The organism is Paralcaligenes ginsengisoli (assembly GCF_054781135.1).
The window spans coordinates 53,150-68,884 of the sequence record NZ_BAAGUZ010000035.1 but is presented as its reverse complement, the minus strand read 5'-3'; the positions used below and the strand labels follow the sequence as shown (position 1 = coordinate 68,884).

The 15,735-nt window shown below is 59.8% G+C and carries 13 protein-coding genes; 10 read left to right on the top strand and 3 right to left on the bottom strand.

The window, feature by feature from the left end; genetic code table 11:
• Nucleotides 1-142: 142 nt before the first annotated feature.
• Complete coding sequence (gene fdxA, locus ACYVIS_RS17790) at nucleotides 143-466, bottom strand: ferredoxin FdxA (protein WP_232743899.1); 324 nt, start codon at nucleotides 464-466, stop codon at nucleotides 143-145.
• A 185-nt stretch (nucleotides 467-651) separates the two neighbouring features.
• Here fdxA and pncB point away from each other — a divergent pair, with 185 nt between their 5' ends.
• Nucleotides 652-1,827 carry a nicotinate phosphoribosyltransferase gene (gene pncB / locus ACYVIS_RS17785; RefSeq protein ID WP_232743898.1) on the top strand — a complete coding sequence of 392 codons (1,176 nt, stop codon included), beginning with the start codon at nucleotides 652-654 and terminating at the stop codon, nucleotides 1,825-1,827.
• Nucleotides 1,828-1,963: 136 nt separating this feature from the next.
• Complete coding sequence (locus tag ACYVIS_RS17780; RefSeq protein ID WP_232743897.1) at nucleotides 1,964-2,314, top strand: RidA family protein; 351 nt, start codon at nucleotides 1,964-1,966, stop codon at nucleotides 2,312-2,314.
• Between the two features lie 32 nt (nucleotides 2,315-2,346).
• Here ACYVIS_RS17780 and ACYVIS_RS17775 read toward each other — a convergent pair whose 3' ends face one another.
• Entirely contained in the window at nucleotides 2,347-2,862 is a 516-nt protein-coding gene (locus tag ACYVIS_RS17775; protein ID WP_232743896.1) for a flavodoxin family protein, read from the bottom strand.
• Nucleotides 2,863-2,957: 95 nt separating this feature from the next.
• Here ACYVIS_RS17775 and ACYVIS_RS17770 point away from each other — a divergent pair, with 95 nt between their 5' ends.
• The 5 genes from ACYVIS_RS17770 (at nucleotide 2,958) to ACYVIS_RS17750 (ending at nucleotide 9,376) form a co-directional block, all read left to right on the top strand.
• Nucleotides 2,958-5,192 (top strand): RelA/SpoT family protein, encoded by a 2,235-nt coding sequence (locus ACYVIS_RS17770; RefSeq protein WP_232743895.1) that lies wholly within the window; start codon nucleotides 2,958-2,960, stop codon nucleotides 5,190-5,192.
• A 148-nt stretch (nucleotides 5,193-5,340) separates the two neighbouring features.
• Nucleotides 5,341-6,540 (top strand): tryptophan synthase subunit beta, encoded by a 1,200-nt coding sequence (trpB, locus tag ACYVIS_RS17765; protein WP_232743894.1) that lies wholly within the window; start codon nucleotides 5,341-5,343, stop codon nucleotides 6,538-6,540.
• A gap of 17 nt (nucleotides 6,541-6,557) precedes the next feature.
• Nucleotides 6,558-7,412, top strand: a complete 855-nt coding sequence (trpA, locus tag ACYVIS_RS17760) for a tryptophan synthase subunit alpha (protein WP_232743893.1) — start codon at nucleotides 6,558-6,560, stop codon at nucleotides 7,410-7,412.
• Nucleotides 7,413-7,487: 75 nt separating this feature from the next.
• Nucleotides 7,488-8,369: an acetyl-CoA carboxylase, carboxyltransferase subunit beta gene (accD, locus tag ACYVIS_RS17755; protein WP_460874621.1), complete on the top strand. Its 882-nt coding sequence runs from the start codon at nucleotides 7,488-7,490 to the stop codon at nucleotides 8,367-8,369.
• A gap of 86 nt (nucleotides 8,370-8,455) precedes the next feature.
• Nucleotides 8,456-9,376 (top strand): phosphoribosyltransferase family protein, encoded by a 921-nt coding sequence (locus ACYVIS_RS17750; protein WP_460874620.1) that lies wholly within the window; start codon nucleotides 8,456-8,458, stop codon nucleotides 9,374-9,376.
• A 109-nt stretch (nucleotides 9,377-9,485) separates the two neighbouring features.
• Here the strand turns inward: ACYVIS_RS17750 and ACYVIS_RS17745 are convergent, their stop codons facing one another.
• Nucleotides 9,486-12,395: an Rne/Rng family ribonuclease gene (locus ACYVIS_RS17745; protein WP_460874619.1), complete on the bottom strand. Its 2,910-nt coding sequence runs from the start codon at nucleotides 12,393-12,395 to the stop codon at nucleotides 9,486-9,488.
• 491 nt (nucleotides 12,396-12,886) lie between these two features.
• Here ACYVIS_RS17745 and ACYVIS_RS17740 point away from each other — a divergent pair, with 491 nt between their 5' ends.
• From ACYVIS_RS17740 to msrP, 3 genes are all read left to right on the top strand, one after another.
• A complete protein-coding gene (locus ACYVIS_RS17740; RefSeq protein WP_370635966.1) occupies nucleotides 12,887-13,855 on the top strand; it encodes an RluA family pseudouridine synthase in 969 nt (322 codons plus the stop codon).
• Complete coding sequence (locus ACYVIS_RS17735) at nucleotides 13,852-14,505, top strand: HAD-IA family hydrolase (protein WP_255696650.1); 654 nt, start codon at nucleotides 13,852-13,854, stop codon at nucleotides 14,503-14,505. Before ACYVIS_RS17740 ends, ACYVIS_RS17735 begins: the two co-directional genes overlap by 4 nt.
• A gap of 250 nt (nucleotides 14,506-14,755) precedes the next feature.
• Nucleotides 14,756-15,721, top strand: a complete 966-nt coding sequence (gene msrP, locus ACYVIS_RS17730; protein ID WP_460874618.1) for a protein-methionine-sulfoxide reductase catalytic subunit MsrP — start codon at nucleotides 14,756-14,758, stop codon at nucleotides 15,719-15,721.
• Nucleotides 15,722-15,735: the final 14 nt, after the last annotated feature.

Genomic DNA, 15,735 nt, shown 5'->3' with positions numbered 1-15,735 from the left:
CTACACAGCACCGCCCACCCTGCGGCGTCTTTATAGAACTACCGCCCAAAGTACAAAGTAATAAGCTAAAACCTGAACGAACGGCTCAAAAAAAAACGACTGAAACGCATTCAGCGCAGCAAACACTCGAACCAAAAATGCCCTAACGTTCCAGATACTTCAGCTTGTCTTCGACGCCATTCCATTCGTCGGCATCCGCTGGCGGCTTTTTCGAGCGATTGATCATACCCAGGCCAGGTGCCATATCGGCATTAAGCTGGATGAACTGCACTTGGTCTTGCGGCACATCTTCCTCGGCAAAGATCGCGTTCGCGGGACATTCGGGTACGCATACCGCGCAATCTATGCATTCATCGGGGTCGATCATGAGGTAGTTGGGGCCTTCGCGGAAACAATCTACCGGACACACATCGACGCAGTCGGTGTATTTGCATTTGATACAGTTTTCGGTCACGACATGTGTCATTCGGGGGCTCCAGCGTCAATCTTTGCAATGCGAACCATTGCTCTACGGCGTGATTTTACCCAATAAGTAAAGGTAACCACGGATTGACCTGCCGGCAGGTCTGGTCTTTGCCGGCGCACCGGGCGAGACGTCCGCCAAACAAGAGCCCATTGTGCTATGGTAGCTAAAAGGATTTATGCGCATCGATGATTATCACCTCGCTACTCGACTCCGATCTCTATAAATTTTCCATGATGCAGGTTGTGTTGCATCATTTTCCGGCCGCCCAGGTCGAGTACCGCTACAAATGCCGTACGCCAGGTATCAATCTCAGTGCGTACCTGGACGAAATTCGCGCCGAAATACACAGCTTGTGTCAACTGAGATTTACCGAGGAAGAACTCGGCTACCTGCGCGGCTTGCGTTTCATCAAGAGCGACTTTGTCGATTTTCTCGGACTGTTCCACTTGCCCGAAAAGTGCATCTCCATCACCGAGGGAGCGATACCCGGCGAAATCGACATTACGGCAAAAGGGCCGTGGCTGCATACGATCCTGTTTGAAATCCCCGTACTGGCCATTGTCAATGAAGTGTATTTTCGCAATACATGCCGCGAACCCGCCTGGGTCGAGGGGCGCAAGCGATTGCAGTCGAAAATGCATCTGGTCACCGATGATCCGGCAATGGCCGGTTTCCGGGTGGCCGAATATGGCACGCGCCGGCGATTTTCCAAGCAGTGGCACGAAGAGGTCGTGACCACCATGAAAGCCCAGATGGGGCCGAATTTTGCCGGAACGAGCAATGTCTGGTTTGCCATGAAGCATGGCGTAACGCCTTTGGGCACGATGGGGCATGAATACTTGCAGGCGTGCCAGGCACTGGGGCCGCGCCTGCGCGACTCGCAGGTGTTTGCTCTTGAGGTCTGGGCCAAGGAATACCGCGGCGACTTGGGCATCGCGCTGTCGGATGTCTACGGCATGGACGCCTTTTTGCGCGATTTCGACATGTATTTCTGCAAGCTTTTCGATGGGGCGCGGCACGATTCCGGCGACCCTTTCCTGTGGGGCGAGCGGCTACTGGCGCACTATACGGCCAATCGAACCGATCCGCGCACCAAGACTCTGGTGTTCTCCGATAGCCTGACCATTCCGCGCGCCATTGAGCTGGCCCGACGTTTTGCCGGACGATGCAAGGTGTCGTTCGGGATCGGTACCAACCTGACCAACGATCTGGGCCACGAACCCCTGCAAATCGTCATGAAGATGGTGCGTTGCAACGATCAGCCGGTTGCGAAGGTATCGGATGCGCCCGAAAAAACCATGTGCGACGATCCGGCTTATCTGGCTTACCTGCGGCATGTATTCAAGCTGCCGCCCGCGTGATGTCATATGCCTGGTTTGCGCCTGCGCGAGCGGCGCTTGCCGAATCTGCGGCGGCGACCTACTATCACGAACCTGATTCGGGAATCGGTGTTCCGGTGGACACCGATCTTACTTTTCAATCAATACGGAGAACACGATGAGCGACATCAAGCGCGTCAATACGGGAAAACGCATGTCGGATGCGACGATTTTCAATGGGGTGGTGTATCTGGCGGGGCAGGTTGCCGATGACGATACACTTGATATCGAAGGCCAGACCAAGCAGGTATTGGCCACGATCGACCGTTTGCTGGCCGAGGCCGGCACCGACAAGACCCGTATTCTTAGAACCCAGATCTTTCTGGCCAACATCGTCGAGTTCAGCGGCATGAACAAGGCATGGGATGCCTGGGTGCCCGCGGGCCACGCGCCAGCGCGTGCCACCACCGAAGCGCGCCTGGCCAGCCCGGACTACAAGGTTGAAATCATGGTGACCGCGGCGCTGTAGGCGGTTCGAGCGGACGGCCACCAGGGCCGCCCCTACACCAGCAGGGCGGCCAGCGTGCCGCCCAGTGTTTCACATAAGGCCCGGTCTTCGGGCTTTATGTTTTTGGGGGCGGCGATTCGTTCGGGTGTTTGAGCATCGGTGTGGACTATGAGCGCGGGTGCGATGGCTTGCAGCCGCCATCCGGTGCATATGCGTTCGGCCTGGCGGACGGCCGAGCTGCCGTCGCTGCCGGCGCTGATCAACAGGGCGTAGGGCCGGCCGTTGAGTTGATCCAGTACGGCATAGTAGTTGCGGTCGAAGAATTCTTTCATGGCGCCGCTCAGGGCGGCGAGGTTCTCCGGGGCACAGAATATAAAACCACTGGCTTGCAGAAGGTCGGGGGCCTGCGTTTCATGAGCGGGCTTTATTACAATATCGAGTTGCGGGCCGGCCTGCAGTTCCTTCAATACGGCCTGGGCGCCACCGCGCGCGGCTTCGGCCATTTGCAGGGCGGCGCCTGTGCGTGAATGCCACACAATAAGCAGGCTTTTTTTGCTGGAAGAATCCATGATTGCCGATTCGCTATCGTTTGCCAGACACGCTAGTATAGAGTGGCCTGGACACACATCCCTGATGTCATTGATTGGTTTGCGCAGTATCCACTATGTCTACGATTGCACCTCCCACTAACGATTTACTGCCTTTCGATGCCGATTGGCTGGCGCAGGCTTGCGCCGATCTCGATCCGGCGGGACGGGCGCTGGTCGAACAGGCCGCTGCCTGGGTGCGCGAACCGCTCAAGGGCTTGCGGGCAAGCACCGGAGAACCTTTGGCCGAGCACAGCGCCGCCGTGGTGCGCATACTGGCCGAATTGGGTACGGATGCCGTGACGCGTGCCAGCGCCCTTATTACGGTCATGCCGGTCGAGGCATCGGAATCGATGGCCAGCGCCAAGCAGAATCCTTTGCTCAAGACCTTCGGCGCCGAAGTGGTGTCGCTGGTGCAAGGAACGCGCGCCTTGCTGCGTTTGAGCCATCTGGCCGGACAATCGAACGACGATTCGGCAACGGCCGGCGATCAAAAGGAAATGCAGCGCAAAATGTTGCTGGCCATGGCCGCCGATCTGCGTATTGTCTTGATGCGCCTGGCTTCGCGCCTGCAATCCCTGCGCTGGCATGCCAGCTCCAAAACTCCTTGTCCGGTGGAGTTCGCGCGCGAGACCATGGAGCTCTATACCCCTTTGGCCAATCGCCTGGGAATCTGGCAGATCAAATGGGAAATGGAAGATCTTGCATTCCGGTTTCTGGAGCCCGACACATACAGGGCCATTGCTCGCCAGCTCGAGGAAAAGCGCGGTGAACGCGAAGCTTTCATCCGTGCCGCCGTGGACCGCCTGCACGCGGCCCTTGAAGATGCTCATATCGCGGCCGAAGTCACGGGGCGTCCCAAGCATATATACAGCATATGGAACAAGATGCGCATCAAGCATCTCGACTTCAATCGCTTGTTCGATCTGCGCGCCTTGCGAGTCATTGTCGACGATGAGCGCAGCTGTTATGCGGTTTTGGCACTCGTCCACTCGCTGTGGACACCGGTGTCCGACGAATTCGACGACTACATTTCCCGGCCCAAGCCTAACGGCTATCGCTCTTTGCATACAGTCGTCGCCGATAGCGAAGGCAAGCCTTTTGAAATCCAGATCCGTACCTATGAAATGCATCAGTTTGCCGAGTACGGCATGGCGGCGCATTGGCGCTACAAAGAGTCGGGCGCCAAAGGCGGCCAGCAGGCGGCAGCCAGCGGTTACGACCGGAAAATCGCCTGGATGCGTCAATTGCTGGCCTGGGACAAAGAAGGCGCCGCACCGGAGCAGCAGGCCGCCATGGCTGCTCCGGCGGCTACCGTATCCGCAGACCGTATTTATGTGATGACGCCGCAGGCGCGGGTCATCGAGCTTCCGGCTGGCGCCACGCCGATCGATTTTGCCTACTACCTGCATACGGATTTGGGGCATCGCTGCCGCGGCGCTCGGGTCGACGGGCAAATGGTGCCCTTGCTCACCCAGCTTTGCACGGGGCAAACCGTTGAGATCATCGCCGCCAAATCGGGCGGTCCGTCGCGCGACTGGCTGAACCCACAACTGGGCTTTCTGGCCAGTCCGCGTTCGCGCGCCAAGGTGCGGGCATGGTTTAACGCGGTCGAACTGCAACAGCGTATATCGCAAGGCCAGGCCCTGGTCGAAAAAGAACTGCAACGCCTGGGCAAAACCGCTATCAACCTGGAGCAGTTGGCGCAGCAACTGGATTTTGCCCGAGCCGACGACCTGTATGTCGCGGTGGCCAAAGAAGAGTTCAGCCTGCGCCAGATCGATTACGTACTCAAAGAGCCGTCGGCTGCCGCGACCGCCCCGGTCGCGAAGCTCAATTATTCGAGCGGCGCGGACAATGTCGTGAAAACCGGCAAAAGCGGGGTGCTGGTGGTGGGTGTCGGCTCGCTCATGACGCAACTGGCCCGTTGCTGCCGCCCCGCGCCGCCCGACTCGATCGCGGGGTTCGTGACGCGAGGCCGCGGCGTATCGATACATCGACACGATTGCCCGGCTTATGCGGCGCTGGCCTTGCGCCAGCCCGAGCGCGTCATTGATGTCGGCTGGGGTGACACCGGCGAATCCGTTTATCCGATCGACATCAGCGTGCGGGCGCAGGATCACTCCAGCCTGCTGCGCGATATATCCGAAGTCTTTGCGCGGCTGCGCCTGAGCGTGGTGGGGGTCAACACACAGAGCCGCCGTTCGCTGGCGCACATGATTTTTACCATCGAGGTAAAAAACGGTGAACAGATTGTGCGCGCGCTTGCTGCGCTGAACGAACTTTCGGGAGTCAGCGCCAGCCGGCGTTGATGGCTTGGCGCCTGCTGCGCGCGTTTATTTCGAGCTGAATTTGCGCTACCCTGTATTCGTGGCCCCGCGCTGCTAAAATGGCGGATTGCATTCGATTCGTCTGCCGCGCCAGCGCTGCAACAATATTGCGTAACCTGAGAGTAATTCCTTGAAATCTTACAGCTTGCCCGATAGCCAGGGGCATTTTGGCCGATACGGCGGTTCCTTCGTCGCCGAGACTCTGGTGCACGCGCTCGACGAGCTGCGCGAGGCCTACGACAAGTACCGGACCGACCCTGAATTCCTGAATGAATTCGCCTACGAGTTGAAGCATTTTGTCGGGCGCCCCAGCCCCGTTTACCATGCAAAGCGCTGGTCGGAACGGCTGGGCGGCGCGCAAATCTGGTTCAAGCGTGAAGATCTCAATCACACGGGCGCCCATAAAATCAACAATTGCATAGGCCAGATCCTGTTGGCGCGGCGCATGGGCAAACCGCGCATCATTGCCGAAACCGGCGCAGGCCAGCACGGGGTGGCCACGGCAACGGTTGCGGCGCGCTACGGCCTTGAGTGCGTGGTCTACATGGGCAGCGAGGATGTCAGGCGCCAGGCTTCCAATATGTATCGCATGAAGCTGCTGGGCGCTACAGTGGTGCCGGTCGAATCCGGCTCGCGTACGCTCAAGGATGCCCTGAACGAAGCCATGCGCGATTGGGTCACGAATGTCGAGAACACGTTCTACATCATTGGAACCGTGGCCGGGCCTCATCCGTATCCCATGATGGTGCGCGACTTTCAATCGATCATCGGTACGGAATGCCTGGAGCAGATGCCGGCCAATGCCGGCCGGCAGCCCGATTACGTGGTGGCGTCGGTGGGGGGCGGATCCAACGCCATGGGCATTTTTTATCCGTACATCGACGACGAAAACGTGCAACTGATTGGTGTCGAAGCCGCAGGCGAGGGCTTGCAGTCCGGACGCCATGCGGCGTCCTTGAATGCTGGCTCCGTCGGGGTGCTGCACGGCAACCGCACCTACGTCATGCAGGATGAAAACGGGCAAATCCAGGAAACCCATTCCATTTCCGCCGGTCTCGATTATCCGGGCGTCGGGCCCGAGCATGCGTGGCTGAAGGACAGCGGCCGTGCCCAGTACGTGGGAGTCACGGATCAAGAGGCGCTGGCCGCCTTTCACGATTGCTGCCGCACTGAAGGCATCATGCCGGCCCTCGAGTCCTCGCATGCCATTGCCCATGCGGTGCGTCTTGCGCCTACGCTGGGTAAAGACAAGATCATTCTGGTCAATTTGTCGGGACGTGGCGACAAAGACATGCACACCGTGGCCGACTATAGCGGCATCAGTCTGTGAAGGAAGGACGCTTGAACATGAATTCCCCGATCGATCGGCTGCAGGCTGCGTTTAAAAAGAATGCCGGCCGAACCGCCCTGATCCCCTACATTACTGCCGGCGATCCCTCAATACGGGCTACGCCTCGCCTGATGCATGCGCTGGTCGAGGCCGGGGCCGATGTGCTTGAGCTGGGCGTGCCGTTTTCCGATCCCATGGCCGATGGCCCGGTCATTCAGCGCGCCGCTGAAAGAGCGATAGCGCGGGGGGTTGGCCTGACCCAGGTCCTGGCCATGGTGGCCGAGTTCCGGCTCCACGACACGCAGACTCCCGTTGTGCTGATGGGCTATGCCAATCCCATCGAACGCATGGGGCAGGCCGTGTTTGCCGCGGCCGCGCAGCGGGCTGGCGTCGATGGCGTGCTGGTGGTGGATTATCCGCCCGAAGAAATCAGCGAGTTTGCGCTCGAGCTCGATGCCGCAGGCATTGCGCCTATTTTTCTGCTGGCGCCGACCTCCACCGAAGAACGCATCAAGAAGGTTGCGGGGGTGGCTCGCGGCTATGTGTATTACGTGTCCCTGAAAGGGGTGACGGGTGCCGGCCATATCGATACCGACGACGTAGCCCGGCATGTAGCCGAGATCCGCCGCCATGTTTCGGTGCCGGTCGGTGTAGGGTTCGGCATACGCGACGCCGACAGCGCCAAACGCCTGGCGCGGGTGGCCGATGCGGTGGTCATAGGCAGTAAGCTGATTGAAACCATGGAAGCGGCTGTTGCCGCCGCCTCGCCCAGGCAGGCCGGCAACGATGGCGGCGAATACAGCGACGAGGCCGCCATCGTTGCGGCCAAGACCTGGCTGAGCGGAATACGCCATGCGCTGGATCAGGTTTAATTATCCGCAGGAACTCAGGTAAAAGAACAACGGGTTCGATTGAAAATCGAACCTCATCAAGAGGGATACACAATAATGAGCTGGCTTGAAAAAATTCTGCCTCCACGAATCAACCGCAATAACGATGCCAGCGCGCGCCGTGTTCCCGAGGGTCTTTGGGTAAAGTGCCCCGCTTGCGAAGCGGTGCTTTATAACGAAGATCTGGCGGCCACGCTGCATGTCTGTCCCAAGTGCAGCTATCACATGCGGATAGGCTCCAGGGCTCGTATCGAAGCTTTGCTGGATGCGGAAGGCCGGGTCGAGATCGGTTCCGATATACGCCCGGTCGATCCCCTCAAATTCAAGGATACGCGCAAATATACCGAGCGCGTCGCCGAGGCGAGCAAGCAAACCCAGGAGTCCGACGCCATGGTCGTCATGAGCGGCAGCATCCTGGCGGTGCCGGTGGTGCTGGCCTGCTTCGAGTTCGACTTCATGGGCGGGTCCATGGGGTCCGTGGTAGGCGAGCGCTTTTCGCGAGGCGTCCAGGAAGCCATCAAGAATCGCACCCCGTTTATTTGCGTGGCCGCGTCGGGTGGGGCGCGCATGCAAGAAAGCCTGTTTTCTCTTATGCAAATGGCCAAGACCAATGCCATGCTGACCCGTCTGTCGGCCGCCGGGCTGCCGTTCATCAGCATACTGACCGATCCCACCATGGGTGGCGTGTCGGCCAGCTTTGCCTTCATGGGCGATGTGGTGATGGCCGAACCCAAGGCCCTGATCGGTTTTGCCGGGCCCCGGGTCATCGAGCAGACCGTACGGGAAAAATTGCCCGAAGGGTTTCAGCGTTCGGAATTCCTGCTGGAAAAAGGCGCCATCGACATGGTGGTCGATCGCCGTCAAATGCGCACTGAACTGGCAAATCTGCTGGCGCTGCTGACCCGTCAGCCGGCCGACGTCGTTGCCAAGGCAAACTAGGTTTTTCCAGCCTGGCTGATGCGGGCATGCGGCGCGCGTGCGCTGCGTCCGAAACGAAACGGGCGGCATTGTTCGGCAACTACACCATGCGTACTGCTTTTCCCTACGACTATAACCGGGTCGAATCCGAGGTTCTAGCTCATGTGCCGGACTGGCGGGCCATGAATTTCGACGCAGTCGTGGCTATTGCGCGGGGTGGCCTGGTTCCCGCCACCATGGCGGCAAGCTCGCTGTCTTTGCCTTTGTATGCGCTGGGATACCAGCGCCGGAACCGGTCCGTGCATTGGTTCACGGCCGGCTCTCCGAAGGCGGGAGCACGGCTGCTGCTGGTTGAGGATGTAGCGGGGCGCGGCACCACTCTGCTGGATTGCCGCGATTTTCTTGCGCAGGCCGGCTACAGCCTTATCGTGTTTGCGCTGGCCTACGATGACGAGTCCCGTATCCGGCCAGATTTTGGCTTGAGGATTCCGCAAGGCTATGGCGCCCGATTTCCCTGGGAGCGCGAATCCATGACAGCCGCCTTTGCCGCCACGCGCAATGCGCCGGATCGGCCCGAACACGACTATGCTTCGTGGGCAACCGATCTGGACGGAGTGCTGGTGCCCGACTTGCCGTCTCGGCTTTACGACGATACGCTGGATGTTGCCCTGGCGCTGCGTGACACGCTGGCGCCTTGCATAAGCCGGCCGCCGATCGACCTGTCGCAGCTTACCGTCATTACGGGCAGGCCGGAGCAGGATCGGGCACGAACCGCAGAGTGGCTGGGCCGTCACGGATTCAATGGCCCATTGCTGATGCGCGATCCGTCTCGGTATAGCCCTCAGGACACAGCCCGCCACAAGGCCGATTGCCTGCTCCGGCATTGCCACACCCATTTCATCGAAAGCGATGCGGCGCAGGCGATTGAAATTGCGCGCCGTGTTCCGGTGGGGCGCATATTCTGGTGGGATGGCCTGCAGGCCGTAGCGATACACGCGCAAACAGCCAAGCCGCTGGCCCTGGCCTGAGACAGGCCATCGGCCGCTCGTCTGGCGGATGCCGCGGTTGTGTCTGGCACAAACGATACAGCCCCTGCGTCGCGTGACGCAGGGGCTGTATGTTTTTACGACTTAACCCTTAACCCGCGTGGGTTTCAACCTGTTCCAGCGCTTCTTCGCGAGAAGCCTGGTCGCGGGGTTTGCGGGCACGGCCCAGGCGAACCGGGGCTGCGGGCGCGGGGGCTTGATAGCCAGCCTTGGTTTCGATCCATTCCATCCCGGCGGCAACGACAGTATCGCGCAGCAAGGTGCTATTGCCGGCCTCTGCCGTTGTGCCAAGGACTATGGCCTCGACCGGAGCCGGGCTTGCCGCGACGGTTGCCGTTTGAACTGGTGGTTCGACCGGGCTTGCCGCGGGCGGCGCTACCTCGGGGGCAGCTTCTTCGTGACTGGCTGCGGCTGTGACGTGTTCCGCCGGGGCCTCCGCCGGCTGTGGCGCGACTTCGGCTGTGTGGACATGTTCCGCGTGTATCGCTTTTTCGATGGACTCCGGCGATATGGTATGCACGGGAGCTTCGACCGGTTCCGCCGAAACGGCGGAGACGGCCGAGACGGCCGGTGCGAAGCCCGCGGGTTCCTCGGCGAGGACGGCGGGGAACGCGCCCAGAGTGGCTGCGGCCACCGGGAGTGCCGTCGGGTTGAATGACGGCGTTTCGTGCGCCACGAAATGGGTGTGCGCCTGGGCCGGTGTTTCAGGCGATTCGCTGCCGGTAGACTCGGCGCCGCCTGCTTCGGAACCACGACGGCCGCGACGGCTGCGACGGCGACGGCGTTTGCGTTCGGGATCGAGCTGTTCGTTCTCGGCATCTGGCGCCATGGCGGCCGAAACGATTTCGGCATCCTGCTGCGGGATGTCTTCGGTGCGCGGAAGTGTTTCAGCTACAGGACGATCTTCGGCCGCAATAGAGGCTGCTGCCGTGGTATCCAGAACTTGGGTTTCAGCCGGGTTTTCCTCGCGGCGGCGGCCGCGGCCGCGACGATTGCGACCGTTGCGATTGCCCGTGGAGGTGTCGCCGGTGTCGGCCTGTTCGGCCGGACGTTGCTCGGACCTGGGTTTGTTGTCGTCGATATCAGTTTCACTGCGACGGGCGTTGCGTACCGGCTGGCGGCGGGTTTCATCGACGCTGTTTTCCAGATTGTCCGGGCGGCGATTGCCGCGGCGCTGGCGATTGCGGTCGCCGCCTTCATGGCTGCGTTCGCGTCGATCGGTGCCGCGCGCGGTTTTGTTGCGGCTGGCCGATGAGCGAGTATCGCTGGTTTCCGTCTTGGATTCGGGTGTGGCCGGCGTGCTGGAACTTGTAATCCAGTTCATGAAACGCTTGAACAGGCCGGTGCCGCTGGCTTTTTCCGCCGTGGCTCGCTCGGGGGTGGATGTCACTGGAGCGGGTTGGGCTGGGGTAATGCCTTTGACCAGCGCTTCGGGGCGCGCCTTGGTTTCCTGTTCTTTGGGAGCCCAGGTGACTTCTGTACTGGGGCTTTGGGCCAGTTCGAAGCTGGTCTTGATTTCTTCGAGGCGAGGGTCGTCGTGGCGCAGGCGTTCGATGTGGTGGTGCGGGGTTTCAAGATTCTTGTTGGGGATGAGAACCAGGTTGACCTTTAGGCGCGACTCGATCTTGGTGATGTCGCCGCGCTTCTCGTTGAGCAGGAAGGTGGCCACATCGACCGGCACCTGGGCGTGCAGCGCCGCCGTGTTCTCTTTCATGGCCTCTTCCTGCAAGAGGCGCAGGACGTGAAGGGCACTGGATTCGGCGTCGCGAATGACACCGGTGCCGTTGCAGCGCGGGCAGGTGATGTGCGAGCCTTCGTTCAGGGCCGGCCGCAGACGCTGGCGTGACAATTCCATTAGGCCGAAGCGGGAAATCTTGCCCATCTGGACACGAGCCCGATCGAAATGCAGGGCGTCGCGCAGGCGCTGTTCGACGGCGCGCTGGTTTTTGCCTTCTTCCATATCGATGAAATCGATGACGATCAGGCCGCCCAGGTCGCGCAGGCGCAATTGGCGAGCCACTTCGTCGGCGGCTTCGAGGTTGGTGCGCAGCGCGGTTTCTTCAATGTCGGCGCCGCGGGTCGAGCGTGCCGAGTTCACGTCGACCGCAACCAGTGCTTCGGTATGATCGATGACGACCGAGCCGCCCGAAGGCAGTTCTACGGTACGCGAATAGGCTGTTTCGATCTGGTGTTCGATCTGGAACCGTGAAAACAGCGGAACGTCGTCGCGATAGACTTTGACGCGCTGGACATTGTCGGGCATGACCACGCTCATGAAGGCGGTGGCCTGCTCGGCGATGTCGTCGGTATCGATGAGAATTTCGCCAATTTCAGGCGAGTAGTAGTCGCGTATGGCCCGAATGACCAGGCTGGATTCGAGGTAAATCAGGATGGGGGCGGCATTGTCGCGGGCAGCGGTATCGATCGCGCTCCAGAGCTGCATCAGGTAGGACAAGTCCCATTGCAGTTCTTCGACATTGCGGCCTATGCCGGCGGTACGGGCAATGATGCTCATGCCGCTGGGGATATCGAGCCGCTCCATGGTTTCGCGCAATTCCTGGCGGTCTTCGCCCTCGACGCGGCGCGAGACGCCGCCGCCGCGCGGATTGTTGGGCATCAATACCAGGTAGCGGCCGGCCAGCGAAATAAAAGTGGTAAGCGCCGCGCCCTTGTTGCCGCGCTCTTCCTTTTCCACCTGGATGATCAGTTCCTGGCCTTCGCTCAGGGCGTCTTGTATGCGTACGGTACGTACGTCGACACCTTCCTTGAAGTAGGTGCGGGCAATTTCCTTGAAGGGCAGAAAACCGTGGCGGTCTTCGCCGTAGTTGACGAAGCAGGCTTCGAGGCCCGGTTCGATGCGGGTAATGACCCCCTTGTATATATTGCCCTTGCGCTGCTCGCGGCCAGCGGCTTCGATGTCGAGGTCTATGAGTTTTTGACCATCGACAATCGCAACGCGTAGTTCTTCTTGGTGCGTTGCATTAAACAACATTCGTTTCATGAGTGTTTTTCTCCGTAGTCATGGCGCACCGTTTATCGGCGCACGACCGCGGGTCACTCGGTGTGTGGCGCTTAATCGAGCAGTACAGGAGGGCTAGGCTGACGACGTCAGGTAGTACCCACCTTCAGGTCAGGTAGGCACGGCATGCCTCAGGGCACGCAGTTCGGTCAGCAGGAGGGTCAGGTTCACAATTGTGGTTGACAAAAAAGATGCTGGAACGGCAGACGCGTGTGTAAGTTCGCGGCTGGTGCATTAAACAATGACTTTACTTGCAAGAGCTTCAGCGCCGCACGCGGTTGATAGTCGATCTGTATTGCCAGCGGGCACATGTGCCACACCACTGTCGAGCAGACCAGGACTAGCCCGGCGACCTAATGACCCAGAAGCTGAAACTCAGGCAGTACAATATGGCCTTGTTTGCTTAACGGAGACGCATCCATTGCATCTCTACGTCAGCAATTTTTCAGCTTCTATAGGCTGATGTGGATTATATGCCGCTTTTCCCTATGCGCAAACCCGAAAATCATAAAGACTCCACTCCTATAGTGCGTTTTGTCGAAATCGACACCGAACAGGCCGGGCAGCGAATCGATAATTTTCTGCTGCGCTTGTGCAAAGGCGTGCCCAAAAGCCACTTGTACAAGGCGCTGCGCCACGGCGAAGTGAGGGTCAACAAAGGGCGCATTTCGGCCGACTATCGCCTTGAACTGGGCGATACCGTGCGCATACCCCCTTTGCGTCTGCCGCAGGCCGGGGAAGCCAAAGCCGTTCCGCCGGCCGCATTTCCCGTTGTTTTCGAAGACGAAGCCCTGATCCTTGTCAACAAGCCAGCGGGGGTCGCGGTTCATGGCGGCAGCGGAGTGGCATTCGGGGTCATCGAACAGATGCGCGCCGCGCGGCCCGATGCGCCGTTTCTGGAACTGGCCCATCGTCTGGATCGGGAAACATCGGGCCTGCTGATGATCGCCAAGAAACGCTCCGCGCTGGTGGCGTTGCACCAGATGATGCGCGAGGGGCGGGGGCGCAAGCATTACCTGGCGCTGGTGGTCGGCGACTGGGTCAACGACAAGCAGCATTTGCGCCAGCCCTTGCTCAAATGGCTGACCGCCTCGGGCGAACGGCGCGTCAAGGTCGATGCCGAGGGCAAGGCAGCCCATACTATTATTACGCTGCAAAAGCGTTTCGGGCGCTTCAGCCTGCTGGGAGCCGAACTGCGCACCGGGCGCACCCACCAGATACGCGTGCACCTGGCTGCGGCGGGCTACCCGATCGTCGGCGACGACAAATACGGCCCTGACGAGGTTCGAGCAAAATTCAGCCGCTTGGGGTTTAATCGCATGTTCCTGCACGCCTGTCGTCTGGAAATTCCTCACCCTTTGACCGGTGAAGAACTGGTCTTCGAAGCTGGCTTGCCGCCGGCCTGTGAACAGATTCTGGCCGGCCTGGAGCAAAATTCGTGAAGCGTTATGCGGCTGTAGTCTTCGATTGGGATGGAACCGTCATGGATTCCACTCATAGCATCGTGGCGGCCATGCAGGCCGCCTGCATCGACCTTGGGCTGCCGGTGCCGGCTTCCGCCGATGCCAGTTGGGTAATCGGCCTTTCCCTGGAAAGCGCACTTTATCGCGCCGTTCCAACCTTGACCCATGAACAGATGCCTTTGTTTTTGCAGCGATATCGGGTGCATTTCCTGACGCGCGATCCGGATATCAAATTGTTCGATGGCATTCTCGGTTTGTTTTCGAGCCTGCGGGAGCGCCAGGTGCGGCTGGCGGTCGCCACGGGCAAAAGCCGGGTAGGGCTGGATCGTGCCCTGAACAGCATGAATCTGCGCGAGCAGTTCGCGGCTACGCGCTGCGCCGACGAGTCCAGCAGCAAGCCGCACCCTGGCATGCTGCTGGAAATCATGGACGAGCTCGACCTCAAGCCCGAACAGCTTATTATGGTGGGCGACACCATTCACGATATCCAGATGGCAAGCAATGCCGGAGTCGACAGCATGGCCGTCACTTATGGCGCCCACGACAAGCAGACGCTTGTCGCGGCCGAACCCACGGTTTTGGTCCCCGGCGTCAGGGAAATGCAGGCCTGGCTCATGGATCGGGTCTAAGACGGCACAGTTTTGCATCCAAATGGTGCTGTCGGACGTATATCTGGTATGGAATGCCGAAAAAGGTATTCAAAACACGCGCCGCAAGGAATAATCGTCTGCATAAGTGCGTATACAGGGTGTCCGTTGCGTCGCAAACGGTTGATGAGCGGGCAGTGCTCCAGCCTGAATCCTCGTCCCGATCGCGGTGAACTTCCACCGCCGCGGCGCATCCAATCAGGATCCAGCACTGCGTTTCACGAGGAATATCATGCCCAGATTCAAAATCCCCTCAATAACATCCTCCGAAATAACTCCGGAGTCGGTCTGGCTGGCGCGCCGCCACTGGATGCGCCAGCTTGGCCTGGGCGCCCTGGCCCTGGGTGCCGAGGGATTGTTGCCAGCCATGGCGGCCGGTTCGGGAACGGCAGCCGGCGCCTTTGCCGGGACGCCAAACCCCAAGTACCAGCTTATGGAAAAGCTTACGTCCGAAAAAGATGTCAGTTCTTACAATAATTTCTACGAGTTCGGCACCGGCAAAAGCGATCCCGCCGAATATGCTGGCGCAATGAAGACCAGCCCGTGGAAGGTGCTTGTCGAGGGAGAGGTGGCCAAACCTCGTACCTTCGATATCGACGATCTGCGCAAGCTCGCGGCCATGGAAGAGCGGGTGTATCGGATGCGCTGCGTAGAGGCGTGGTCCATGGTGATCCCCTGGGAGGGTTATTCCTTGGCCACCCTGCTCAAACAGGTTGAGCCCACCAGCAAGGCTAAGTACGTGGAGTTTGTAACAGATGTGCAGCCGGATGCCATGCCTGGCCTGGGCGATCGCATTATCGATTGGCCCTATGTCGAGGGACTGCGCATCGATGAGGCCATGAATCCGCTGACCATGCTGGTATTCGGGGTTTACGGCAAGACGCTGCCCAACCAGAACGGCGCGCCCATGCGGGTGGCCATTCCCTGGAAATATGGTTTCAAGTCGGGTAAATCCATTGTAAAGATCCGTTTGACCGAACAGCAGCCTGATACCAGTTGGGCGAAGATTGCGCCGACCGAGTACGGTTTCTACGGCAACGTCAACCCTGGCGTGCCTCATCCGCGCTGGAGCCAGGCCACCGAACGGCGTATTGGCAGCGGCCTGTTTGCTCCACGGACGCAAACCCTGATGTTCAACGGTTATGGCGAGCAGGTGGCTTCACTCTACCAGGGCATGGATCTGAAGCGTTACTTTTAGCTTGTAATCATTTT